This is a genomic window from Micromonospora sp. WMMD708 (assembly GCF_049315245.1).
Classification (GTDB): Bacteria; Actinomycetota; Actinomycetes; order Mycobacteriales; family Micromonosporaceae; genus Micromonospora; species Micromonospora wenchangensis.
In genome coordinates this window covers 5912347-5933340 of record NZ_CP186060.1, presented here as the reverse complement: position 1 = coordinate 5933340, position 20994 = coordinate 5912347, and the positions used below count along the sequence as shown (strand labels likewise).

General features: G+C 74.0%; 22 protein-coding genes. 10 read left to right on the top strand and 12 right to left on the bottom strand.

Translation table 11 applies throughout. The features are described from left to right. Positions 1-2 precede the first annotated feature (2 nt). Positions 3-821: a PaaX family transcriptional regulator C-terminal domain-containing protein gene (locus ACN260_RS26105; protein ID WP_088647021.1), complete on the bottom strand. Its 819-nt coding sequence runs from the start codon at positions 819-821 to the stop codon at positions 3-5. Positions 822-1012: 191 nt separating this feature from the next. On the opposite strand from ACN260_RS26105, the gene ACN260_RS26100 reads away from it, so the two are divergent. Continuing rightward, the gene (locus ACN260_RS26100; protein ID WP_007455245.1) at positions 1013-1180 is read left to right on the top strand and encodes a DUF3117 domain-containing protein; all 168 of its coding nucleotides are present in this window, start codon (positions 1013-1015) and stop codon (positions 1178-1180) included. A 143-nt stretch (positions 1181-1323) separates the two neighbouring features. Then, the gene (locus ACN260_RS26095; protein WP_422753489.1) at positions 1324-2793 is read left to right on the top strand and encodes a leucyl aminopeptidase family protein; all 1470 of its coding nucleotides are present in this window, start codon (positions 1324-1326) and stop codon (positions 2791-2793) included. Between the two features lie 95 nt (positions 2794-2888). Here the strand turns inward: ACN260_RS26095 and ACN260_RS26090 are convergent, their stop codons facing one another. Next, positions 2889-3497 carry an O-methyltransferase gene (locus ACN260_RS26090; RefSeq protein WP_204927355.1) on the bottom strand — a complete coding sequence of 203 codons (609 nt, stop codon included), beginning with the start codon at positions 3495-3497 and terminating at the stop codon, positions 2889-2891. 325 nt (positions 3498-3822) lie between these two features. Here ACN260_RS26090 and ACN260_RS26085 point away from each other — a divergent pair, with 325 nt between their 5' ends. Then, positions 3823-5172 (top strand): S1C family serine protease, encoded by a 1350-nt coding sequence (locus ACN260_RS26085; protein WP_422756836.1) that lies wholly within the window; start codon positions 3823-3825, stop codon positions 5170-5172. Between the two features lie 73 nt (positions 5173-5245). Continuing rightward, entirely contained in the window at positions 5246-5671 is a 426-nt protein-coding gene (locus tag ACN260_RS26080) for a preprotein translocase subunit TatB (protein WP_204927356.1), read from the top strand. Between the two features lie 130 nt (positions 5672-5801). Here ACN260_RS26080 and ACN260_RS26075 read toward each other — a convergent pair whose 3' ends face one another. The 3 genes from ACN260_RS26075 to ACN260_RS26065 form a co-directional block, all read right to left on the bottom strand. Beyond that, positions 5802-6950 (bottom strand): Mrp/NBP35 family ATP-binding protein, encoded by a 1149-nt coding sequence (locus ACN260_RS26075; RefSeq protein ID WP_422753488.1) that lies wholly within the window; start codon positions 6948-6950, stop codon positions 5802-5804. 134 nt (positions 6951-7084) lie between these two features. After that, on the bottom strand, positions 7085-7708 hold the full coding sequence (locus tag ACN260_RS26070; RefSeq protein WP_422753487.1) for a DUF1003 domain-containing protein: 624 nt from the start codon (positions 7706-7708) through the stop codon (positions 7085-7087). Next, a complete protein-coding gene (locus tag ACN260_RS26065) occupies positions 7701-9005 on the bottom strand; it encodes a magnesium transporter MgtE N-terminal domain-containing protein (protein ID WP_422753486.1) in 1305 nt (434 codons plus the stop codon). The genes ACN260_RS26070 and ACN260_RS26065 overlap by 8 nt, the downstream gene beginning before the upstream one ends. A 33-nt stretch (positions 9006-9038) precedes the next feature. Between ACN260_RS26065 and ACN260_RS26060 the strand changes: the two genes are divergently transcribed. The 4 genes from ACN260_RS26060 (at position 9039) to ACN260_RS26045 (ending at position 13902) form a co-directional block, all read left to right on the top strand. Continuing rightward, the gene (locus tag ACN260_RS26060; RefSeq protein ID WP_422753485.1) at positions 9039-9908 is read left to right on the top strand and encodes a PhzF family phenazine biosynthesis protein; all 870 of its coding nucleotides are present in this window, start codon (positions 9039-9041) and stop codon (positions 9906-9908) included. A gap of 61 nt (positions 9909-9969) precedes the next feature. Further along, the gene (locus ACN260_RS26055; protein ID WP_422756835.1) at positions 9970-10503 is read left to right on the top strand and encodes a hypothetical protein; all 534 of its coding nucleotides are present in this window, start codon (positions 9970-9972) and stop codon (positions 10501-10503) included. Between the two features lie 117 nt (positions 10504-10620). Continuing rightward, positions 10621-11583, top strand: coding sequence for a DMT family transporter (locus ACN260_RS26050; protein WP_422753484.1), 963 nt, complete (start codon positions 10621-10623; stop codon positions 11581-11583). Positions 11584-11688: 105 nt separating this feature from the next. After that, entirely contained in the window at positions 11689-13902 is a 2214-nt protein-coding gene (locus ACN260_RS26045) for an APC family permease (protein ID WP_422753483.1), read from the top strand. Between the two features lie 82 nt (positions 13903-13984). Here ACN260_RS26045 and ACN260_RS26040 read toward each other — a convergent pair whose 3' ends face one another. Further along, a complete protein-coding gene (locus tag ACN260_RS26040) occupies positions 13985-14152 on the bottom strand; it encodes a hypothetical protein (RefSeq protein ID WP_422753482.1) in 168 nt (55 codons plus the stop codon). A 192-nt stretch (positions 14153-14344) separates the two neighbouring features. Beyond that, positions 14345-14566 (bottom strand): FadR/GntR family transcriptional regulator, encoded by a 222-nt coding sequence (locus ACN260_RS26035; protein ID WP_357928933.1) that lies wholly within the window; start codon positions 14564-14566, stop codon positions 14345-14347. A 409-nt stretch (positions 14567-14975) separates the two neighbouring features. Here ACN260_RS26035 and ACN260_RS26030 point away from each other — a divergent pair, with 409 nt between their 5' ends. Continuing rightward, positions 14976-16124 carry a helix-turn-helix domain-containing protein gene (locus ACN260_RS26030; RefSeq protein WP_422756834.1) on the top strand — a complete coding sequence of 383 codons (1149 nt, stop codon included), beginning with the start codon at positions 14976-14978 and terminating at the stop codon, positions 16122-16124. Positions 16125-16210: 86 nt separating this feature from the next. On the opposite strand, the gene ACN260_RS26025 is transcribed toward ACN260_RS26030, so the two are convergent. Both ACN260_RS26025 and ACN260_RS26020 read right to left on the bottom strand, forming a co-directional pair. Beyond that, complete coding sequence (locus tag ACN260_RS26025) at positions 16211-17035, bottom strand: SDR family NAD(P)-dependent oxidoreductase (RefSeq protein ID WP_422753481.1); 825 nt, start codon at positions 17033-17035, stop codon at positions 16211-16213. 126 nt (positions 17036-17161) lie between these two features. Beyond that, positions 17162-17722, bottom strand: a complete 561-nt coding sequence (locus ACN260_RS26020) for a DUF4190 domain-containing protein (protein ID WP_422753480.1) — start codon at positions 17720-17722, stop codon at positions 17162-17164. A gap of 185 nt (positions 17723-17907) precedes the next feature. Here ACN260_RS26020 and ACN260_RS26015 point away from each other — a divergent pair, with 185 nt between their 5' ends. After that, complete coding sequence (locus tag ACN260_RS26015) at positions 17908-18744, top strand: SDR family NAD(P)-dependent oxidoreductase (RefSeq protein ID WP_422756833.1); 837 nt, start codon at positions 17908-17910, stop codon at positions 18742-18744. Here ACN260_RS26015 and ACN260_RS26010 read toward each other — a convergent pair whose 3' ends face one another. The 3 genes from ACN260_RS26010 to ACN260_RS26000 all read right to left on the bottom strand — a co-directional run bounded on the left by ACN260_RS26010 (position 18745) and on the right by ACN260_RS26000 (position 20973). Continuing rightward, positions 18745-18978 carry a DUF4190 domain-containing protein gene (locus tag ACN260_RS26010; protein WP_307821489.1) on the bottom strand — a complete coding sequence of 78 codons (234 nt, stop codon included), beginning with the start codon at positions 18976-18978 and terminating at the stop codon, positions 18745-18747. 464 nt (positions 18979-19442) lie between these two features. Continuing rightward, positions 19443-19850 carry a CoA-binding protein gene (locus ACN260_RS26005; RefSeq protein WP_422753479.1) on the bottom strand — a complete coding sequence of 136 codons (408 nt, stop codon included), beginning with the start codon at positions 19848-19850 and terminating at the stop codon, positions 19443-19445. Positions 19851-19926: 76 nt separating this feature from the next. Continuing rightward, positions 19927-20973, bottom strand: coding sequence for an Rv2578c family radical SAM protein (locus ACN260_RS26000; protein WP_422753478.1), 1047 nt, complete (start codon positions 20971-20973; stop codon positions 19927-19929). Positions 20974-20994 lie beyond the last annotated feature (21 nt).

Here is a 20994-nt window from a genome sequence, read left to right as displayed (position 1 = left end):
CTCTAACGGCCCTTCTGTCGGGGGACCCGGTTGCCGGCGTCGAGGCACTGCTCGACGTACCGGTCGGCGGCCGGCCGGAGCCGGGCGGCGTGCCGGTCGAAGAAGCTGGCGGCGGCGGTGCCGGGCCAGCGTTCGGGGAGCAGTGCCGGAGGGAGTTGAGGGTCCTGGAACAGGAAGGTACGCCACGCGTGCACCAGCCGGAACCGGGCCGCGTACGCCTCCTCGTCGCCACTGCGTACGGTCACCCCGGCGAGTTGTGCGCGCTGCTCGGCGACGAACCGTTCGTAGGCGTGTCCGATCTCGCCGAGGTCCCAGGCGCGGCGGACCACGCCCATCGCCCCGGGGGTGCCTGCGGCGTGCGCGGCGGTGAACCGCTCGTAGCGCACCCCGGCCTCCTCCAGCAGCAGGTCGACGTCCTCGCTGGCCCGGGTCGCCACCCAGGTGTGCTCGTCGAGGGTGCCGTAGCCGAGGAAGCTGAGGTTGGCGGCGAGCCGCTGCCGGTCGCGCCGGGCGGTCGGGGTGGACAGGACGAGCAGGTCGAAACGCCCGTCCCAGGTGATCCGGCCGGTGCGGTAGATGCGGGCGGCGGCCTCGTCGAGCCGGCGGACCGCCTTCGGTGTGATCGAATACCCCGGGCCGGAAGCGAGCCGCAGGGGCTCCAGCCAGCCCTGGCGCACCATCCGGGACACGGCGGTCCGGACGGCCGGCGGAGCGACGCCGAGCGGGGCCAGCAACTTCACCAGGGCGGCGACCGGTGCGCGCCCACCCCGCGTGCGGAGATGGTCGCCGTACAGGTCGAAGAGTGCCGACCGTGCCTGCATGACCGCACATTGTGACAGGCCTTCTCAAGATAAGCTAGATGCTGTTACATCAATGCTGCTCCGGTTTGGGTCCGGCGGTGTTCATCAGGGAAAATCGTGGTCGACGCCCCCGCGTACCTTGCGGGTGGTCGACACGAAGTGGCTGTGGGGCAGTACACCGACCCTGATGTATAGGTCTGAGGGGAGACAACATGGCGGCGATGAAGCCGCGGACGGGCGACGGTCCGCTGGAAGTCACCAAGGAGGGTCGGGGCATCGTCATGCGGGTCCCGCTGGAGGGCGGTGGCCGGCTCGTCGTCGAGATGACTCCCGACGAGGCCAACGCGCTCGGTGACGCGCTGAAGGCGGCTGCCGGCTGATCGGCCGACGCTCCGCGCGGTGCCGCGCGGAAGGTCCCTGGTCCCTGGGTCACCGGCACCGCCGGTGACTCAGGGACTTCGTCTGTCCCCAGCGGGTCGTCGAGGTCCCGCACCGCCAACTTCTTCCGGAGGTACGGTCCAGCGTGCTCGCCATCAGTCTCGCCGCCGCCCCCGACGGGTCGGACGTCCTCGTCCTGCCCGTCCGCGCCGCCACCGACCCGGACGACGCCGCACCGGCGCTGGTCGCCACCGCGCCGCCGCCCACCGACGAGGTGCGGGCACAGGCGCGGGCGCTGCTGCCGGTCGCCCGGCTGACCGGGCGGGCGGGCGAGACGCTGACCCACCTCCGCCCCGGCGGTTCCCCGGCCCGGCTGCTGCTGCTCGGCGTGGGCGACGGCGGGGAACGGGCCTGGCGGACGGCCGGTGCCGCGCTGGCCCGCGCTGCCGTAGCTGAGACACATGTCACGTTGGCGGTGCCGGTCGACGCATCCGCCGGGGCCGTCCGGGCCGTCGTGGAGGGGCTGCTGCTCGCCTCGTACCGGTTCCGGCTGACCGAGGCGGGGACGACGCCCGCGCTGACCGGGGTGACCCTGCTGACCAGCACGCCGCAGGCGTACACCGGGGCCGTCGAGACGGCCCGGACCACCGCCGCGATGACCCGCCTCGCCCGGGACCTGACCAACACCCCCTCGGCGGTGAAGACCCCGCAGTGGTTCGCCGCCCAGGTCGCCGACGCCGCCGCCGACCACCCCGACCTGCACCTGCGGGTACGCGGGCCGCAGGAGCTGGCGGACGAGGGCTTCGGCGGCATCCTCGCCGTCGGCGCCGGCTCGGCCAACGGTCCCCGGCTGGTCGAGCTGGACTGGCGGCCCGCCGACGCCCGGCAGCACGTCGTCCTGGTCGGCAAGGGGATCACCTTCGACACCGGCGGCATCTCGATCAAGCCGGTGCCGGCGATGAAGCTGATGCGCAAGGACATGGCCGGCGCGGCGGCGGTGGTCGCGGCCACCCTGGGCGCGGCGGCGCTGCGGCTGCCCGTCCGGGTCACCGCCCTGACCCCGCTGGCCGAGAACATGGTCAGCGGCTCGGCGTTCCGCCCCGGCGACGTCATCCGGCACTACGACGGGACGACCAGCGAGAGCACCAACTCCGACGCCGAGGGGCGGCTGGTGCTCGCCGACGCGCTCGGCTACGCGGCCCGGGAACTCCGCCCCGACCTGCTGCTCGACCTGGCCACCCTGACCGGCGCGAACGCGGTGGCGCTGGGCAAGCGGACCGGCGCGCTGTACAGCGACAACGACGAGCTGGCCGCCGGCGTGCTGGCCGCCGTGGCCGACGCGGGCGAGGCGGCCTGGCGGATGCCGCTGCCCGCCGACTACCTCGAACACCTCGGCAGCGACCTGGCCGACCGGCACAGTTCCCCGGACCGGGGGGCCGGGTCGGTGATGGCCGCGCTCTACCTGCGCGAGTTCACCGGCGAGCTGCGGGACCGCTGGCTGCACATCGACATGTCCGCGCCGTCCTGGGCCGACGGCGACGACGCGGAGCTGACCCGGGGCGCGACCGGCTGGGGCGTCCGGGGCCTGCTGCGCTGGCTGGCGACGCTGGACTGAGCCGCCACCGGGCCGGGTGCCCGCGCCCTGCGTCCCGACGCGGTCGGCACCCGGCCGTGGCCGGCACCCGGCCGCCGGTCAGCGCCCGGTCGCGGTCAGCACTTGACCGCGGCCAGCAGGCCGTGGCCGACCGGGAGCAGGGCCGGAATCCACTGCTCGGCCTCCCGGATCGCCTTGACCGTCTCCCGCATGGTCACCGTCTCGGCGTCCCGGGCGGCCGGGTCACCGATCCGGCCGCCGGCGAAGCCGCCGTTGAGGGCGAGCACCCCACCGGGGCGCAGCAGCCGCAGGGCGGCGTCGACGTACGCGGCCGAGCCGGTCGTCTCACCGTCGACGAAGATCAGGTCGTACGCGCCGTCGGCGAGCCGGGGCAGCACGTCCAGCGCCCGGCCGGTGATGATCCGGGTACGGCCGGACGGGAAGCCCGCCTCGACGAAGATCCGCCGGGCGATCCGCTGGTGCTCGACCTCGACGTCGATGGTGGTGAGCACCCCGTCGGCGCGCATGCCGCGCAGCAGCCACACCCCGCTGACCCCGGTGCCGGTGCCGATCTCCACCACCGCGCGGGCGTTGCCGGCGGCGGCGAGCAGGCGCAGCGCCGCCCCGGCGCCGGGGGTGACCGCGTCGAGGCCGACCTCCCGGGCGAGGCTGCGGGCGGTGGCCAGCACGATGTCCTCGCCGACGTACGACTCGGCGAACTGCAACGACTGCGCCGTCGGGCTGCCGGAACTGGCGACCGTGGCGATGGGACACCTCCGGGCGGTGGCGATGGTACGCGGAGCGGGTGGGCGCTATGAGCCTAGAGGCGAGGCTCCTTCGGCCGCGAGTCCACCCGTGCCGGCCCCGGTGACGCCGCGGCGCCGGAGTCGACGGGGTACGGCGCCGGTCCGGGTGGCGCGGAGCCGGGCGGTGGACGGGTACGGGCGGACAAGAGCTGACTCCGCCCGGCGCATCCGTGCAATCCTGGACGGGGTGCCCCCTGCGCCGTGACCGCCACCCCCGGTCGTGGCCCGGGGCACCGGGGGACGACTGGGAGGCACCGACGTGACCGACGGCTGGGAGTGGCGAGCGCCCGGCGGGACTCCGGGTTCGGCGGGACCGCCGCCCGGTCCGCCGCAGACGGCCCCGACGACGCCGTACGGCGGGTCGGCTGCACCGTACGGCGGGTCGACGTCGCCATGGTGGTCGGACGCGCTCGCCGACCCCTGGCGGGACCCGTACGCCCCGGCGGCGGTCGTGCTGCCGGGCGTGCCGGCCACCGGGGCCGCGCCGGAGCCGGTCACCGACCCGGATGCGCCCGGCGGGCCACGGCTGCGCCAACTGCTGCTCGTGCCGCTGATCGTCGCGTTGCTCGCCGGCACCCTGGGTGGTGCCCTCGGGTACGCCTTCGCGGTGCGTGGCGGTGTCGGTGGCGGGGTCACCCTGGGGGCCGGCCCGGCCGAGGGGCCCGCGCTGGCCCAGCGTCGCCCGGACTCGCTGGCCGGGGTCGCCGGCCGGGTCCTGCCCAGCGTGGTGACGATCCGGGTGGCCGGTCCGGCCGGCACCAGCGAGGGGTCCGGGTTCATCGTCAGCACCGACGGCTACGTGGTCACCAACGACCACGTGGTCGCCGACGGCACCGGCCGGGCGTCGGTGACCTTCAACGACGGCAGCAGCTCTGCGGCGACGGTGGTCGGGCAGGACCCGGAGTCGGACATCGCGGTGATCAAGGTGAACCGTACGGGGTTGCGGCCGATCGAGTTCGGTGACTCCGACGCGCTCGCGGTGGGCGACCCGGTGCTGGCCATCGGTTCGCCGCTGTCCCTGGCGAACACGGTCACCGCCGGCATCATCAGCGCGCTGGACCGCACCATGCAGGCGGGGGAGCCGGGCGGGCCGGTCCGCTACTACGCGGCGATCCAGACCGACGCGGCGGTCAACCACGGCAACTCCGGTGGCCCGCTGGTCGACTCGGCCGGTCGGGTGATCGGGGTGAACTCGACGATCAAGTCGCTGGTGGCGGAGGGGCAGGAGGCGGGGAACATCGGGCTCGCCTTCGCCATCCCGATCAACCAGGCGAAACGGATCACCCAGGACATCATCGGCACGGGCAAGGCCCGGCGTACCGTGATCGGGGCCCAGGTCGCCGGCACCGGCACGGCCACCCGGGCTGGTGTGGGGGTGCGGCTGGCGGCCGTGGAGCCGGCCGGTCCGGCCGCCGGGGCGGGGTTGAAGGCCGGGGACGTCGTGCTCCGGCTCAACGGCCGGCCGATGAACGAGCCGACCGATCTGATCGCCCTGGTCCGCAAGTTCGCCCCCGGGTCGGTGGTGACGGTGGAGTACCGGCGCGGGTCGACCCGGCAGAACGCCTCGGTGACGCTCGCCGCGGACGCCAAGTGAGGGCCGTTCACCCCCTCCCGGACCGGGCCCTGACGTGCGTAGGCTTGGGTCGACGTGACGAGGAGGCCCCGCGGTGCTCGACAACCTGAACTGGTGGGAGATCGGCGTCCTGCTGCTCCTGGCACTGCTGATCTTCGGGGACCGGCTGCCCAACGTCATCAGCGACGGCCTGCGGCTGGTACGCAACCTGCGTGCGATGGCCCGCAACGCGACCGGCGACCTGAGTCGTGAGCTGGGCACCGACATCCAGCTGGAGGACCTCCACCCGAAGGCGTTCATCCGCAAGCACCTGCTCAGCGAGGAGGACGAGCAGGCGATCCGCAAGCCCCTCCAGAGCGTCTACGACGACCTGCGGGCGGACGTCACCGGGGTGCACGAGGAACTCAAGGGTGTCGCCGACCGGATCGACCCGAGGGCGGCGGCCCGCAAGGGCACCGCGACGAGCACCGCCTCCGCGCCCGCCCCGGCCCCCCGCCCCAGCTACGACGACGCCACCTGACCCGCGTCCGGTCCGGACCACCGTCGGGTGGGCTGTTGCAATGCAGCGACGATGGCGGTATCCCCGGCTGGGGATACCGCAGCATCGGCTCAGGTGAGTGGATCAGGCCCGGGGGTGCCGGGCCCGGCGGTCAGCGTCCGGCGGGCTTGAGGCCCAGCGACTTGCCGAGCAGCGACTCGCGGCGTACCGCCAGCCGGTCGGCCACCTGGTGCAGCGCCTTCGCGGCGGGCGCGTCCGGCGCGGACAGCACGATCGGGGTGCCGGCGTCGCCGCCCTCCCGGACCCGGGTGTCCATCGGGATCTGCCCCAGCAGCGGCACCTGCGCGCCGATGGTCCGGCTCAGCGACTCGGCCACGGCCTCGCCGCCACCTGCGCCGAAGACCTCCATCCGGGACCCGTCCGGCAACTCCAGCCAGGACATGTTCTCGATGACGCCGACGATCCGCTGGTGGGTCTGCAACGAGATCGCGCCGGCCCGCTCGGCGACCTCGGCCGCCGCCGCCTGCGGGGTGGTCACCACCAGGATCTCGGCGTTGGGCAGCAGCTGGGCGACGGAGATGGCGATGTCGCCGGTGCCCGGGGGCAGGTCGAGCAGGAGGACGTCCAGCTCACCCCAGTAGACGTCGCCGAGGAACTGCTGCAACGCCCGGTGCAGCATCGGGCCGCGCCACACCACCGCCGCGTTGCCCGGGGTGAACATGCCGATCGAGATGACCTTCACGCCGTTCGCCTGCGGCGGCATGATCATGTCTTCGACCCGGGTCGGCTTGCCCTCCGCGCCGAGCATCCGGGGCACCGAGTGGCCGTAGATGTCGGCGTCGACCACGCCGACGGACAGGCCCCGGGCGGCCAGCGCGGCGGCCAGGTTGACCGTGACGCTGGACTTGCCGACGCCGCCCTTGCCGCTGGCCACCGCGTAGACCCGGGTACGGGAGCCCGGCTGGGCGAACGGGATGACCGGCTCGGCACCGCCGCTGCCGCCGCGCAGCTTGCCCTGCAACTCCTGCCGCTGCTCCGGGCTCATCACCCCGAACTCGATCTCCACGCCGGCCACCCCGGGCACCGCGCCGACGGCGGCGGTGATGTCCCCGCGCAGCTTGTCCTTCAGCGGGCAGCCGGCCACGGTGAGCAGCAGCCCGACCCGGACCACGCCGTCCTCGCCGATCTCGGCGGAGCGGACCATGCCGAGGTCGGTGATGGGCCGACGGATCTCCGGGTCGTTGACGGTGGCCAGCGCGGCCTGGATCGCGTCGGAGAGGGTGCTGACGGGAGCTGACATGCGGGCAATGCTACGTCGGGCGGCCGGGGCGTCCGCCAACAGCGGGGCAGGGTGTGAGCGAATCGATCGACCAACCGGGGCCGCCCCGCCCTACCGGACAAAGCCGGACGATCAGGTATGTCAGCCCGGCCCGCTCAGCTCTCCGGGCGGTGGCCGTCGCGGGCGTAGTCGCCGTCCAGATCGTCGCGCGGCTCGTCGAGCGGTGGTTCGCCCCCGGAACGGCCCTCACCCCGCGCGACCGGTCGTTCCGGCTGCCGCGCCTCCCGCTTCTGCCGCCGCTGCGCCGCCGCGTCCAGCTCCTCGGCCAGCCGGGCCAGCTCCGAACGGAGGAAGTCCCGGGTCGCCACCTCACCCAGGGCGATCCGCAGCGCGGCCACCTCCCGGGCCAGGTACTCGGTGTCCGCCTTCTGCATGGTCGCCCGGCGACGGTCCTCCTCCAGCGCAACCCGGTCCCGGTCGGTCTGCCGGTTCTGCGCGAGCAGGATCAGCGGGGCCGCGTACGACGCCTGCAACGACAGCACCAGGGTCAGGAACGTGAACGTGTACGGGTCGAAGCGCAGGTCCGCCGGGGCCAGGGTGTTCCAGCCGAACCACAGCGCGATCACCACCGTCATGTAGACGATGAAGTTCGCCGTGCCCATGCCCCGGGCGATCCCCTCCGACCAGCGGCCGAACGCCTCCGGGTCGAACCGGGGCAGCGTGACGCCCCGGGGCTCCCGCGGCTGGTCCAACCGCTCGGTCCGCCGCTGGTCAGCCATCGGAGTCACCGCCTACCGGTGAGGTGTGCGGCTCCGCCTCGTCCGCGCCCGGGGCGGACACGGCGTCGCGGTCCCGCCAGTCCCGGGGCAGCGAGTGGTCGAGCACGTCGTCGACGGTGACCGCGCCGACCAGCCGGTTGTTCCGGTCGACCACCGGCATCGCCACTAGGTCGTAGGTGGCCATCCGGCGGGTTATCTCCGGCAGCGGGGTGGTCGGCCGCAGCGGGTCGATGTCGTTGATCACCACCCCGCCGAGCAGGTCGGCCGGGGGTTCGCGCAGCAGCCGCTGGAAGTGCACGATGCCCAGGTAACGGCCGGTCGGCGTGGTCATCGGGGCACGGGTCACGAAGACCTGCGCGGCGATCGCCGGGGAGAGCTGCTCCTCCCTGATCCGGGCCAGCGCCTCGGCGACCGTGGCGTCCGGCGGCAGGATCACCGGCTCGGAGGTCATCACGCTGCCCGCCGTACCGGAGGTGTACTTGAGCAGCTGACGGACCGGGTCGGCCTCGTCCGGCTCCATCAGGTCGAGCAGCACGTCCTGCTCGGGCGGGGGCAGCTCGTTGAGCAGGTCGGCGGCGTCGTCCGGGTCCATCTCCTCCAGCACGTCGGCGGCCCGTTCCCGGTCCAGCGCGGCGAGGATCTCCACCTGGTCGCGTTCGGGCAGTTCGCTGAGCACGTCGGCGAGACGTTCGTCGTCGAGGGCCGCCGCGACCTCGTTGCGCCGGGCGTCGGGCAGATCCTGCAGCGCGTTCGCCAGGTCGGCGGGGCGCATGTCCTCCAGTACGGCCAGCAGGTTGGCCGTACCCCGGTTGTCGGCGATGCCACTGAGCCCGCGTACCCGGTCCCAGTCCACCTGGTGCAGGTGGCCCCGGCGGGTCAACCGGCTGGTCTGCTCGCGGACGGCGACCCGGGACAACGACCACTCGCCGCCCCGGCTGCACTCCATCGCCACGTCGACGACCGCGCCGGGTTGGCCGCCCGGTTCGAGCTGCACCCGCCGGTCCAGCAGTTCCTGGAGGACCAGCAACTCGTTGGGGCGTTTGGAGAAGCGGCGCAGGTTGAGGGTGCCGCTGCCGAGCACGATCGCGTCGGCGTCGATGGAGGTGATCCGGTTGATGGACAGGAAGATCCGGCGGCGCATCGGCATCTCGGCCACCAGCCCCACCACCTCGGGCGGACGCTGGGTCGGCCGGATCCGGGCCACGGCGTCGCGGACCCGCCCCACCTGGTCGCCGTTCGGGTCGAAGACGGCGACTCCGGCGAGTCGAGCGATGTAGACCCGGTTCGGCGTGCTCACGGCCACCAGCCTAAGCGCCTAATGTTTATCACCATGTCGACCCTGGCCTACGAGATCGTGGACGTCTTCACCGACCGCCCGTTCGCCGGCAACCCCCTGGCCGTGGTGTTCGGCGCCGAAGCGCTGGCCACCGAGCAGATGCAGGTGCTGGCGATGGAGTTCAACCTGTCGGAGACGGTTTTCGTGCTGCCGCCGACCCAGGTGGGCGCCACCTACCGGGCCCGGATCTTCACCCCGACCGGGGAGCTGCCCTTCGCCGGTCACCCCAGCGTCGGCGCGGCGGTCACCGCCAGCCGCCGGGGCCTGTTCCCCGCCGGGTCGGTCAGCCAGGAGTGCCACGCCGGGGTGCTGCCGATCGAGGTGACCGCGACCGGTGCCACCCTGACCGGCGGCACCCCCACCCTCGGGCCGGAACTCGACCCGGAACCGCTGCTGGAGATGGCCGGGCTCACCGCGGCCGACCACGCCGGCCCGGCCCCCCGGGTGGCCGGCTGCGGGCTGGAGTTCCCCTACCTGCCGGTGCACCCCGACGCGGTGGCCCGCGCCCGGGTCAACACGTCCGCCGCCCAGCGGTACGGGGTGGAGCACGTCAGCGTCTTCTCCTGGGACGCCGACACGCGTACCGCCCACGCCCGGGTCTTCGTGCCGGGGCTCGGGGTGCCCGAGGATCCGGCAACCGGCTCGGCCGCCCTGGGGCTGGGCGTGTGGCTGGTCGCCAGCGGCCTGCTCCCCGGCGTCGGCCGCAGCGGGTACGCCGTCCGGCAGGGCGTGGAGATCGGCCGCCCGTCCGCCCTGGCCTGCACGGTGACCGCCGAGGACGGCACGGCGGTCGGCACGACGGTGACCGGTCAGGTGATGCCGGTCGCCCGGGGCGAGATCCTGGTCCCGCCGTTCGTCGGGTAACCGGGCCACCGCCGTCACCGTCCGGGGCGGCGGTGCCGGTCGGGTGCCGACCGGGTGGGAGCTGCGAGAGGATGCGGGTGTGACGGACGAGGTGGACGCTCCCCGGTCGACGCCACTGGTCGACGAGGCGATCAAGAAGGCCGCCGTGGCCTGGGTGGGGGTCGGCGACGGGCCGGCGGTCGCGCTGTGGTGCGTACCCCTGGAGGGGTCGTTGTTCGTGGTCAGTGGGCCGGGGGAGCAGACCGCGCCGGGGCTGGCCGACGCCGCCACCGCCCGGGTGACCCTGCGCGGCGACCACGGCGGGCGCATCGTGACCTGGCCGGCGCGGGTGACCCGGCTGGCCCCCGGCAGCCCGGAGTGGGAGACCTCCGCACCGCTGGTGGCGGCGAAGCGGCTCAACGCCTCCGGTCCGACCGCCGACCTGGTGGCCCGCTGGGCGGCCGACGGCTGCGCGCTGACCCGGCTCGCCCCGGACGGCCCGCCGGACGCCGGGGACGCCCTGCCGGACACCTCGCTGGCGGCCGAACCCCGGGGCGCGGCCGTGGTCCGGGCCACCCGCAAGCCGTTCCGCCTGCACCGCGTGCGCCGCCGCTGACCCGCCGGCCGTCGCCGCCGGGCACCGCCGACCAGCGCCCCGGAGCACCGCCCGGCAGGGTCGACCCGCCGCCCGGCGTCCCCCCGACCGTCGCCGCCCGTGTGAGGATGACCCACCGTGTCCTCCGCCGCACCGCCGCCGCGCCCGCCCGTCGACCCGCTCACCGTGGGCGTCCTCGTGCTCGCCGTCGCCTCGGTCTCGTCGTCGGCCCCGCTGATCGCCTTCGCGGCGGCACCGGCGCTGGCCGTGGCGTGCTGGCGGAACCTGCTCGCGGTCACCGTGCTCGCCCCGTTCACGCTGGCCCGCCGCCGCGCTGAGCTGCGCGCCCTGACCGTGGGGGCGGGCCGCCGCGAGGGCTGGTACTGCGTGCTGTCCGGGGTGGCGCTGGCCGCGCACTTCGCCACCTGGATGCCGAGCGCCCAGCTCACCTCGGTCGCGGCGGCCACCGCGCTGGGCGCCACCCAACCGGTCTGGCAGGGGCTGATCGCCCGCTGGCAGGGCCGGCGCTTGTCGTACCCCGTCTGGGTCGGCATCGGGGTGGCGGTGACCGGCGCGGTGCTGGCGACCGGCGCGGACGTCGGGGTCTCCGGCCGGGCCCTCGCCGGTGACCTGCTCGCGGTCGTCGGCGGGATGTTCGCCGCCGTCTACACCGCGTTCGGGGAACGCGCCCGCGCCACCATCAGCACCACCACCTACACCACCATCTGCTACGGGGTGTGCGCGGCGATCCTGCTGCTGGTCTGCCTGGTCGGCGGGGTACGGCTGCACGGCTGGGGCACCAGCACCTGGGTGGCGATCGTCGGGCTGGTGGTGGGGGCGCAACTGCTCGGCCACTCGATGTTCAACCACGCACTGCGCCGGGTGTCGGCGACGACGATCAGCGTGCTGATCCTGCTGGAGGCCCCCGGGGCCGCGCTGATCGCCTGGGCCTGGCTGGGGCAGCTGCCCCGCCCGTACGCGCTGCCCGGGTTGACGCTGCTGCTCGCCGGGGTGGTCGTGGTGGTGCTCGGCGGTGCCCGTGCGGGCCGGCGTGCCACCCCGGCGGCGCTGCCCGCCGACGCCGCCCCACCGGCACCCTGACCGCCCGTCCGGCCCGGTTACCCGGCGCGGTCCGTTCGTCGCGATTCCGCCCGAACGGCGGGCACGGGACCCGTCCGCGCGTGAGAGTGCGGGGGGAGGTGGGCGATGGCGGGGTGCAGCGCGGACGACGACCGTGGCGGCACCGTGGTCACCCCGTCGGCCGAGTTCCCGCCGCTCACGTCGGCGGAGCTGGACGCCCTGCGCCGGGTCGGCGCGCACTGGCGGGTCGGCGCGCCACCCGCCCTGCCGGTCGACCCGACCCTGGACCGCTACCGGAACCGCCCCACCCCGGGCCGGTTCAGCCGGCTGGCCCCGATCGCGCTGTTCCGGCCGGCACCGGGGGCACCGGCCGGACGGGACGGCCTGGTCGCCGCCGAACCGGCCGACCAGCCGGACTCCCCCCTGGGCCGGCGGCTGGGCCGGGTCCGCCGGGTGCTCCTCGGCCCGCCGCTGGCCAGCGCCGCCGTGCTGCACGAGCGGATGCGCAAACTGGTGGCCCTGCCGGTGCTCTCCTCCGACCTGCTCAGCTCGGTCGCGTACGGGCCGGAGGCGTTGCTGACCGTGCTGGTGCTGGCCGGCAGCGGGGCGCTGGGCCTGGCGCTGCCCCTGTCGGCGGGGCTGGTGCTGCTGATGGTCGCCGTCGGGATCTCGTACCGGCAGACCATCCCGGCGTACCCGCACGGTGCCGGGTCGTACCTGGTGGCGGGGGACAACCTGGGGGTCGGCGCGGGGTTGACCGCCGCCGCCGGGCTGATGCTCGACTACGTGCTGACCGTGTCGGTGTCGATCGCGGCGGGCGTGCACGCGATCACCTCGGCGCTGCCGGGGCTGACGCCGTTCGCCGTGCCGCTCGGGGTGCTGGTGATCCTGCTGCTGCTCGCCGGCAACCTGCGCGGGGTACGCGCCGCCGGCAACCTGTTCGTCCTGCCGACGTACGCCTTCGTGGCCGCCGTGGTGGGGTTGCTCGTGGTCGGCTACCTGCGGGCGGCGGGCCGGGGTTTCGCGCCGGTGGCCCCGCCGGTGGTGCCGGCGACCCAGGGGCTGGGGCTGCTGCTGGTACTGCGGGCGTTCGCCTCCGGGGCGGTGTCGATGACCGGCATCGAGGCCGTCTCCAACGCGGTGCCCGCGTTCCATACGCCGGAGTGGCGCAACGCGCGCACCACGCTGACCTGGATGGTGGCGATGCTGGTGGTCCTGTTCGCCGGGCTGACCCTGCTGATCCACCTGGCCGGGCTGGTGCCCCGACCGGGCGAGACGCTGCTGTCCCAGCTCGCCCGGGTGACCTTCCCCACCGGCCCCTGGTACGCGGTCGTCCAGGTGACCACCGCGCTGATCCTGCTACTGGCCGCGAACACCGCGTTCAACGACTTTCCCCGGCTGCTGTTCTTCATGGCCCGAGCCGGTCACGCCCCCCGCCGCTTCCTGCACCTGGGCGACCGGCTGGCCTTCGGCAACGGCCTGGTCGCGCTGGCCGGGACGGCGATCGTGGTGTTCGTGGCGTTCGGCGGCCACACGGAGAAACTGATCCCGTTGTACGCGGTGGGGGTGTTCCTCGCCTTCACCCTGTCGCAGAGCGGCATGGTGGTGCACTGGCGGCGGCACCGCGGCGGTGGCTGGCGGCGGCGGGCGGCGGTCAACGGCGTCGGCGCGGTCCTGTCCGGTCTGGTGCTGCTCACCGCGGCGGTGGCGAAGTTCACCGAGGGTGCCTGGGTGGTGGTGGTCGCCGTGCCGCTGCTGGTGCTGCTCTTCCACCGGATCCACCGGCACTACCGCATCCTGCACGCCGCCCTGGCCCTGCGCCCTCCATCTCCCGTCCCCGCCCCGCCGGCCGCCGCCGGGCCGCCCGAGCCCGCCGCCGGCCCGCCCGGCGCACCGGCCGCCCGGCCCGTCGAGGGCGAGGAACTGCCGCAGGAGCTGCGCCACCTGGTGGTGGTCCCGGTGGTACGCCTCAACCGCGCCTCCATGCGCGCCTTGGCGTACGCCGTGTCGCTGGGGCGGCCGACGCTCGCGGTGCACCTCGCCCCGGAGGACGCCGAGGCGGACCGGTTCCGGAAGCAGTGGCGGGCCTGGGGGGACCACGTCCGGCTGGAGACGATCGTCTCGCCGTACCGGGCGGTGGTCGGGCCGCTGGCGCACTACCTGGAGGCGCTGCACGCCGCCGCGCCGGAACTGGTGCTGACCGTGGTGGTGCCGGAGGTGGTGCTGCGCCGACCGGGGCACCGCCTGCTGCACAGCCGTACCGGCCAGCGGCTGCGTCGGGCCCTGCGCGCCCTGCCCGGCGTGGTGGTCACCACCGTCCCCGTCCACGTCCCCGACTGAGGGCGACCCCGACGGCGCAGGGCGGTCGGCGGCACGCCACCGATGGCGGTCCGGCGGGATGACGGCTACTGCCCACGCCCGATCATTCACTCCTGTCGGTGCGCGTCAGGACGAGGTCGACAACGAGGATCGGCGTCATCGCGGCCGCCCCCATGAGGGCCGCCTGCCAGACCGGCAGATCCGCGATCGATCCGACAACGACCAGGATCAGCAGTGCCGCTGGATACGCAATCCGCACAGAACGCGCCATGATTCGACCGTAGCGATCGACGGCACTGCCGAACGCGCCGCGCGAACGGGTCCCCGGCTGACCGTCGAGCAACGCGTCGTCGGCCTGCCTGGGAGAACATCAGGATCGTGGAGATTTGTTGTCGCTCCAGCAGCAACAGATCTCCACAGAAACAGGGCGTCTCCGAGGGCCTGCCTGTTTCGACGGGCAGGATCAGTCTGCCGGCACTGCCTTCACGTAGACGCCCTCGCCCTGGCGCCCCTCGACCAGGCCCTCGGTCTTGAGGACCAGCATTGCTCCACGGATCGATCCGTAGGACACGTCGTACTCGGCCTTCAGTTCGGTGGTGGACGGAAGTTTGTCCCCCACGGCGAGTTGGCCGGTCCGGATCTGCTCGCGGATGGCCTCGGCCACCCGCTCGTACTTGGCGGGCATCTGCACTCCTCGGGTCGCACCCCGAGTAGATCACTTTGAGAAACCTGCATCAACTATGTCGAGCAAGCTAGACCAAGTAGACATAGTTGATTAAGCTGCCGTCGTGTTCATCCTCGGGTCGCACCGGGAAGGGCACACGTCCGGTGCCTGCTCAGTTGTCCTCTCGGGCCGGATTGCAGCAGGCACCGGACCTGATGAACCCACCGTCTGGGCTGGCCCAGGCCACTTGATGTCTCTCGGAGGAGGCCAGGATGAGAGATTTTGCGGTTCCCGCAGTGGTGTCGATGGTGTTCGGGGGACTGCTTCCGGGCTTCCTGGTCGGGCTGCTTGGGTTCCGGGTCAAGTCCCGCTGGTGCCCGCGCTGCGGCGAGTCCACGGAGGCCCTCTGTCGGTCCACGGAGCAGGACAGATGACCTGCCCGGGGCAGCGGGACCGCGCCGAGTTGCCGATCGGGCGGCAGGTGGCCCGCTGGCGGGTACGCCGCCGGATGACCCAGCAGGTATTCGCCGACCGGCTCGGCAAGTCGAAGAGTTGGGTGGACAAGGTAGAACGCGGCGTCCGTGCGCTGGACCGATACTCGGTGATCCAGGAGATCGCCGAGGTGCTCCACGTCGACCCGGCGATCCTGCTGGGCCCCCGCCAGCCCCCGCCGTCGACGGCGACCAGCCTGGACGGGATTGACGCGGTCCGTGCCACGCTGGCCCGCTACCACCGGCCACGGTCCCGGGCTGTTCAGGGCGACCAGATGGAGCGGCACCTAGCGCACGCCTGGTTGACCTACCAGCACGCCCATCACGCACAGCTACTGCGATCCCTCCCCGACCTGCTCGACACCGCCCACGGTGCCCCCATGCTGCTGGTGCCGACATATCGGATCACCGCATCGGTGCTGGTCAAGCTCGGTGAAGCCGACCTTGCCTGGCTCGCCGCCGACCGTGCGGTCACCGCCGCAGAAGCGGACCCCACCCGCACCGGAACCGCTACCATCGCGGTGGCCCAGGCACTGCGAGCCCTCGGCCGCGACCGGCTGGCCCTGACCGCCTGTGTCGCGGCGGCCGACACCACCAAAGACGACGCCGTACGCGGAATGCTGCTGGTGCAGGCGGGTCTCGGCGCTGCTGGAAGCGGCGATCGCCGCAACGCTGAGGACCTGCTCGAACACGCCGCCGACCTGGCCGACCGCCGGTTGGCCGACGACGATCCGCAGCACGCCTGCTTCGGCCTCGCAGCCGTGTTGCTGGCATCTTCCCTCGCCGCTCTCACCCTCGGCGACACAGAGGAAGCGATCTATCTGCACGAGCGGGCCATCCGTCGTATCGACTGGCCTCAACTACCGGCTGAGCACCGGGCCGCCCACCTCATCGATGCCGCCCGCGCCTATCTCCAGACCGGCAACCTCGCTGCCGCCGGGCATACCCTCCTTGATGCCGACACCATTGCCCCCGCCGAGGTCCGATACCGGCCGTACGCCCGTACCGTGATCGCCGAGATCGCCCGCGGCGGCCCGGCGGCGGCCGGCGTAACCCGGCTGGCCTCCATCGTCGGCTTGACCCGGTGACCCGGCGGAATGCCAGCGGAGGGGTGCCCGAACATCCCGCGATGGCCACGTCGGTCCCGGGGCGCAGCAGTTGGTGCGGGGGCCGGTCAGGCGGTGATGCCGACGGCGGCGGCGCTGGCGGCCCACAGGCGCGCGGCCAGCGCCGGGTCGGTGGCGCGCGGCCAGGGCCGGCGCAGCCGCCGGTCGGCGTAGTAACCGCCGTCGACCAGCCGGGACGCCGGCTGGTTGGCCAGCCAGACCAGCGTCTCCGCGCCCTTTTCCGGGCTGCGGAACGGCATCACCCGCATGCCGAGGGCGACCAGCCGGCTGTCCGCGCCGAACCGGGTCCGCACCACCCCCGGGTGGAACGAGTACGCCCGCACGTCGGGCCAGCGCCGGGCCGCCTCGGCGGCGAACAGGATGTTGGCCTGCTTGCTGGTGCCGTACGCGCGCATCGGCCGGTAGCGGCGCAGCGCGGCGTTGAGATCGTCCGGGTCGAGGGTCCCGCTGCGGTGCGCGCCGGAGGCGGTCACCACCAGCCGCCCGACCCGGTCGACCAGCAGGTTGCTCAGCAGGAACGGGGCCAGGTGGTTGGCCTGGATCGACAGTTCGAATCCGTCGACCGTGGTGAGCGGCTCCAACACGATCGCCCCTGCGTTGTTCGCCAGCACGTCGATCCGGTCGTACGTCGCGCGCAGCCGCTCGGCGAGCCCGCGTACGTCGTCGAGCACGGCGAAGTCGGCGCGGAACAGTTCGGGGCGTTCGCCGCACGCCTCGCGTACCCGGTCACCGGCGGCCTGGAGGCGGGCCGGGTCCCGGCCGACCAGCGCCACCCGGTCGCCGCGTCGGGCCAGGGCCACCGCGGCGGCCAGGCCGATGCCCGAACTGGCCCCGGTCACCACCACGGTCCGCCGCCCGGCGACGTCTTCCACAGGTCCATCCACCCCGGTCACGGCACGAGGTTACCGTGGAGTCACCACCCCACGGGGTCCGTCGGGTTCTCGTCACGTGCGGGTGACCGGGCGGGCCGCCCAGGCTGCCCTGGGCGGCCCCACCGCTCAGTACGAGGTGCCGTAGCCGGTCGTCGACTCCTGGTTGGCCAGCCAGACGAAGAAGACCACCATGGCGATGGTGGCCAGCACCGCGATGACGGTGGAGATCCACCCGACGACGATGCCGGCGGTGGCGAAGCCCGCACCGCCCTCCCCCCGCTCCCGGATCTGCCGCCGGGCCACGTGGCCGAGGATCGCGCCGATGAGGCCGACGTAGCCGCCGAGCCCGTAGCCGCACAGCCCGATCGCACCGATGATCGAGACGATCATCGAGGCGATGGCGAGGCCGTTCTGCGGCGGCGGGGGCTGGTAACCGCCGTAGCCGGCGTACCCCGTCGGCTGCGGGTAGCCGGGCTGCGGGTAGGCGGCAGCGGCGGCGTACGGGTCGACCGGGGCGGCCTGGGCGGGGATGTGCGGCGCGCCCGCGTACGGGTCGGCCGGGGCGTACGGGTCCTTGCCGACCGGCGGGGCGGACATGGGCGGGCCACTGGCCGGCAGTGTCGGGTCGGGCTGCTGGGCCGACCAGGCCGGGTCCGACCAGCCGTCGGAGGGCGGGGGATAGGTCATCTGATCTTCTCCGTCGCATGTAGGTGCGCCGTCAGGGTAGCCAGGACCGCACAGTGGCGAGGTCGGCCCCGTGGTGGCTCGTTGCCCGCGTCCGGTCGAGCGGGCAGGATGCCGGAATGGCTATCGACGCACGTGGGGCCGACCGATCCGGCAGCCGACCGAGGCGGGACGTGAGCCGCCCCGGCCTGGCCCGGCGCACCCGCGTCACCACCGGTGGCAGCCAACCCGGCCAGGACGAGCCGGTGCCGCTGCCGGACCCGGTGACCATGCGGCTGGACGGCCGGGTCGCCCTGGTCACCGGCGCGGGCAGCGCCGACGGCATCGGGTACGCCACCGCCCGCCGACTGGCCGACCTGGGTGCCCGGGTGGCCATCGTCTCCACCACCCGGCGCATCCACGAGCGGGCCGGTGAGCTGGGCGTGACCGGTTTCGTCGCCGACCTGACCGACGAGTCCGAGGTCGGCGCGCTCGCCGACGCGGTCGCCGAGCAGCTCGGTGACGTCGAGGTGCTGGTCAACAACGCCGGGCTGGCCAGCCGGGCCAGCCCCGAGGTGCTCCGCCCGGTGGCCCAGCTCAGCTACGACGAGTGGCGCGGCGAGATCGACCGGAACCTGACCACCGCGTTCCTGTGCAGCCGGGCCTTCATCAGCGGGATGGCCGAGCGGGGCTGGGGGCGGATCGTCAACCTCTCGGCCACCGCCGGCCCGGTCAACGCCCTGCCCACCGAGGCGGCGTACGCGGCGGCCAAGGCGGGGGTGGTCGGGCTGACCCGGGCCCTGGCGATGGAGATGATCGCCGACGGGGTGACGGTGAACGCGGTGGCCCCCGGCACCATCTATACGGCGGCGTCCACGATGGCGGAGATCAAGCAGGGGCTCGGCACCCCGGTCGGCCGCCCCGGCACCCCCGACGAGGTGGCTGCCGCGATCAGCTTCCTCTGCTCGCCCGCGGCGTCGTACATCACCGGGCAGATGCTGGTGGTGGACGGCGGCAACAGCGTCCGGGAGGCGCAGTTCCGCTGATCAGTAGCCGGTGCCGGTGCTGCTGCCGACGCCGGCCACCACGACGAGGGCGAGCCAGCCGCAGCAGACGAGCACCCCGATCGCGGTGAACGCGTAACTGAGGACCAGCCCCCAGGTGGCGAGCTGGTCGCCGTCCTCGCCGGTGCGGCGGATCTGCCGTTTCGCCAGGTGGCCGAGGACGATGCCGGCCGGGGCGAAGACGAAGGCGAACACCAGGGACAGGATCGCCGGCACGTTGGTCCCACCGCCACCCGGTGGTCCGTACGGCCCGGGTGGTGGGTGGCCCCACTGCTGTCCCTCCCACGGGGGCCCGGTCCAGCCGGGTGACCCGGGCGGTGGGTCTGACCCGCCCGGCTGGCCGATGCCCGGGGACGCACCGGCCGCAGCCGCCTCCGCCGGCCGTTCCCGGTCCGACGGTTCGGACGGCTGTGCCCAGGGGGACGGCTCGGATGGTCGGGCCCATGCCGACGGCCCGGGCTCCGCCGGGCTCCACGGCCCCTGCGGCGGCACGGGCGCGGGCGGGGTGGCCGGCTCGCCGGGTGGCTCGTACGGTGACGGTGGCTGCTCCGGCTCGCCCGGTGGCGTACTCACGGTGCCCGCCCTCCGCCGCAGGTCAGTGGCCTCTCTCCGGCGGACGCTACCGGCGCGCGGCGCGGCTTTTCACCCGGTTGACGCCGGGTCACCTCGTCGGGGACCGGTCAGGGCAGTCGGGACAGGCCTGCGGCGGCCCGCTCGATGATCAGGCAGCGGTCCTCGACGTAGTCCATGCCGGCCGCTTCGGCGATCCGCTGCGCCTCGGCGGAGGCGATGCCGAGCTGGAGCCAGACCGCCGGCGCGCCGATCGCCGCCGCCTGTCGTACCACCTCGACGGCGTCCCGGGCCGGGCGGAAGACGTTCACCAGGTCCACCGGGTGCGTAATGTCGGCGAGCGACGGGTAGGCCCGCTCACCGAACAACTCGTCCACGGTCGGGTTGACCGGGATGATCCGCCAGCCGTACCGCTGCATCTGCGCCGGCACCCGGTGTGCGGCCTTGCCCGGGTCGCGGGACGCGCCCACGACGGCGATCACGGCGGAGTCGGCGAGGAGCTGCTGTGCGGTCCGCATCTGCCGAGCCTAGCCCGATTCCGGGCGGGTGGGACCGGCCCGGCTCTGTCCGCCGCCGCTCGCCCGACCGGCCCGCTCAGAGCAGGGCGAGCTGTTCGGGGACGGGTGCGGGCGGTGGGGGCGGCATGCGGCGGGTGTCGCCGGGTTCGCCGCGGTGCAGGCCGTGCCGGCGGGCCGCGATCCGCACCCGGGCGGTCAGTTCCCGCTGGTACGCCTGCGGCGGGTAGGCCCCGGACCGGTACAGCTCCCGGTATCGGGGGACCAGGTGCGGGAACTCCCGGCCGAGCCAGTGCGCGTACCACTGGCGGGCGCCGGGGCGCAGATGCAGGGCCAGCGGGGTGACGCTGGTGGCACCGGCGGCGGCGATGGCCGCGAGGGTGGCGTCGATCGACGCGTCGTCGTCGCAGAGGCCGGGCAGGATCGGCGCCATCAGCACTCCCACCGCGAAGCCGGCGTCGGTGAGCCGGCGGACCGCGTCGAGCCGGCGGCGCGGGCTCGGGGTGCCCGGCTCCACCGCCCGCCACAGGGCCTCGTCGACGAAGGCCACCGAGAACGACAGGCTGACCCGGGTGACCTCGGCGGCCTGGCGCAGCAGCGGCAGGTCGCGCAGGATCAGCGTGCCCTTGGTGAGGATCGAGAACGGGTTGGCGAAGTCCCGCAGTGCCGTGAGGATCGGCGGCAGCAGCCGGTAGCGGCCCTCGGCGCGCTGGTAGCAGTCGACGTTGGTGCCCATCGCGATGGCCGCGCCGCGCCAGCGCGGAGCGGCCAGCTCGCGGCGGACCAGCTCCCCGGCGTTGACCTTGACGATCACCTTGCGGTCGAAGTCCGCGCCCGCGTCTAGGTCGAGGTAGGTGTGCGAGTTGCGGGCGAAGCAGTAGACACAGGCGTGGGTGCAGCCCCGGTACGGGTTGATCGTCCAGCTGAACGGCACCTGCGACCCGCCCGGCACCCGGTTGATGATCGACTTGGCCTGCACCTCGTAGAAGGTCATGCCGGCGAAGTCGGGGGTGTCGAACGTGCGGGTGACCGCTCCGGGCAGCGCCAGCGGCAGGGGTGGCGTCGCTGGCGCTGCCCGGTCGGGACGCTCCTCGTCCGGGGGAGCGGAGAGGTGGTCCCAGCGCATGCCGTTCATTCGAACATGTGT

What these genes read in the sequence shown, in the direction of transcription:
- ACN260_RS26020 (WP_422753480.1), bottom strand. Translation starts at nt 17,722, where the DNA reads ATGACCTATCCCCCGCCCTCCGACGGCTGGTCGGACCCGGCCTGGTCG.
- ACN260_RS26075 (WP_422753488.1), bottom strand. Translation starts at nt 6,950, where the DNA reads ATGTCAGCTCCCGTCAGCACCCTCTCCGACGCGATCCAGGCCGCGCTG.
- ACN260_RS26035 (WP_357928933.1), bottom strand. Translation starts at nt 14,566, where the DNA reads ATGCCCGCCAAGTACGAGCGGGTGGCCGAGGCCATCCGCGAGCAGATC.
- ACN260_RS26030 (WP_422756834.1), top strand. Translation starts at nt 14,976, where the DNA reads ATGACCTGCCCGGGGCAGCGGGACCGCGCCGAGTTGCCGATCGGGCGG.
- ACN260_RS26045 (WP_422753483.1), top strand. Translation starts at nt 11,689, where the DNA reads ATGGCGGGGTGCAGCGCGGACGACGACCGTGGCGGCACCGTGGTCACC.
- ACN260_RS26100 (WP_007455245.1), top strand. Translation starts at nt 1,013, where the DNA reads ATGGCGGCGATGAAGCCGCGGACGGGCGACGGTCCGCTGGAAGTCACC.
- ACN260_RS26060 (WP_422753485.1), top strand. Translation starts at nt 9,039, where the DNA reads ATGTCGACCCTGGCCTACGAGATCGTGGACGTCTTCACCGACCGCCCG.
- ACN260_RS26105 (WP_088647021.1), bottom strand. Translation starts at nt 821, where the DNA reads ATGCAGGCACGGTCGGCACTCTTCGACCTGTACGGCGACCATCTCCGC.
- ACN260_RS26040 (WP_422753482.1), bottom strand. Translation starts at nt 14,152, where the DNA reads ATGGCGCGTTCTGTGCGGATTGCGTATCCAGCGGCACTGCTGATCCTG.
- ACN260_RS26070 (WP_422753487.1), bottom strand. Translation starts at nt 7,708, where the DNA reads ATGGCTGACCAGCGGCGGACCGAGCGGTTGGACCAGCCGCGGGAGCCC.
- ACN260_RS26005 (WP_422753479.1), bottom strand. Translation starts at nt 19,850, where the DNA reads ATGCGGACCGCACAGCAGCTCCTCGCCGACTCCGCCGTGATCGCCGTC.
- ACN260_RS26000 (WP_422753478.1), bottom strand. Translation starts at nt 20,973, where the DNA reads ATGCGCTGGGACCACCTCTCCGCTCCCCCGGACGAGGAGCGTCCCGAC.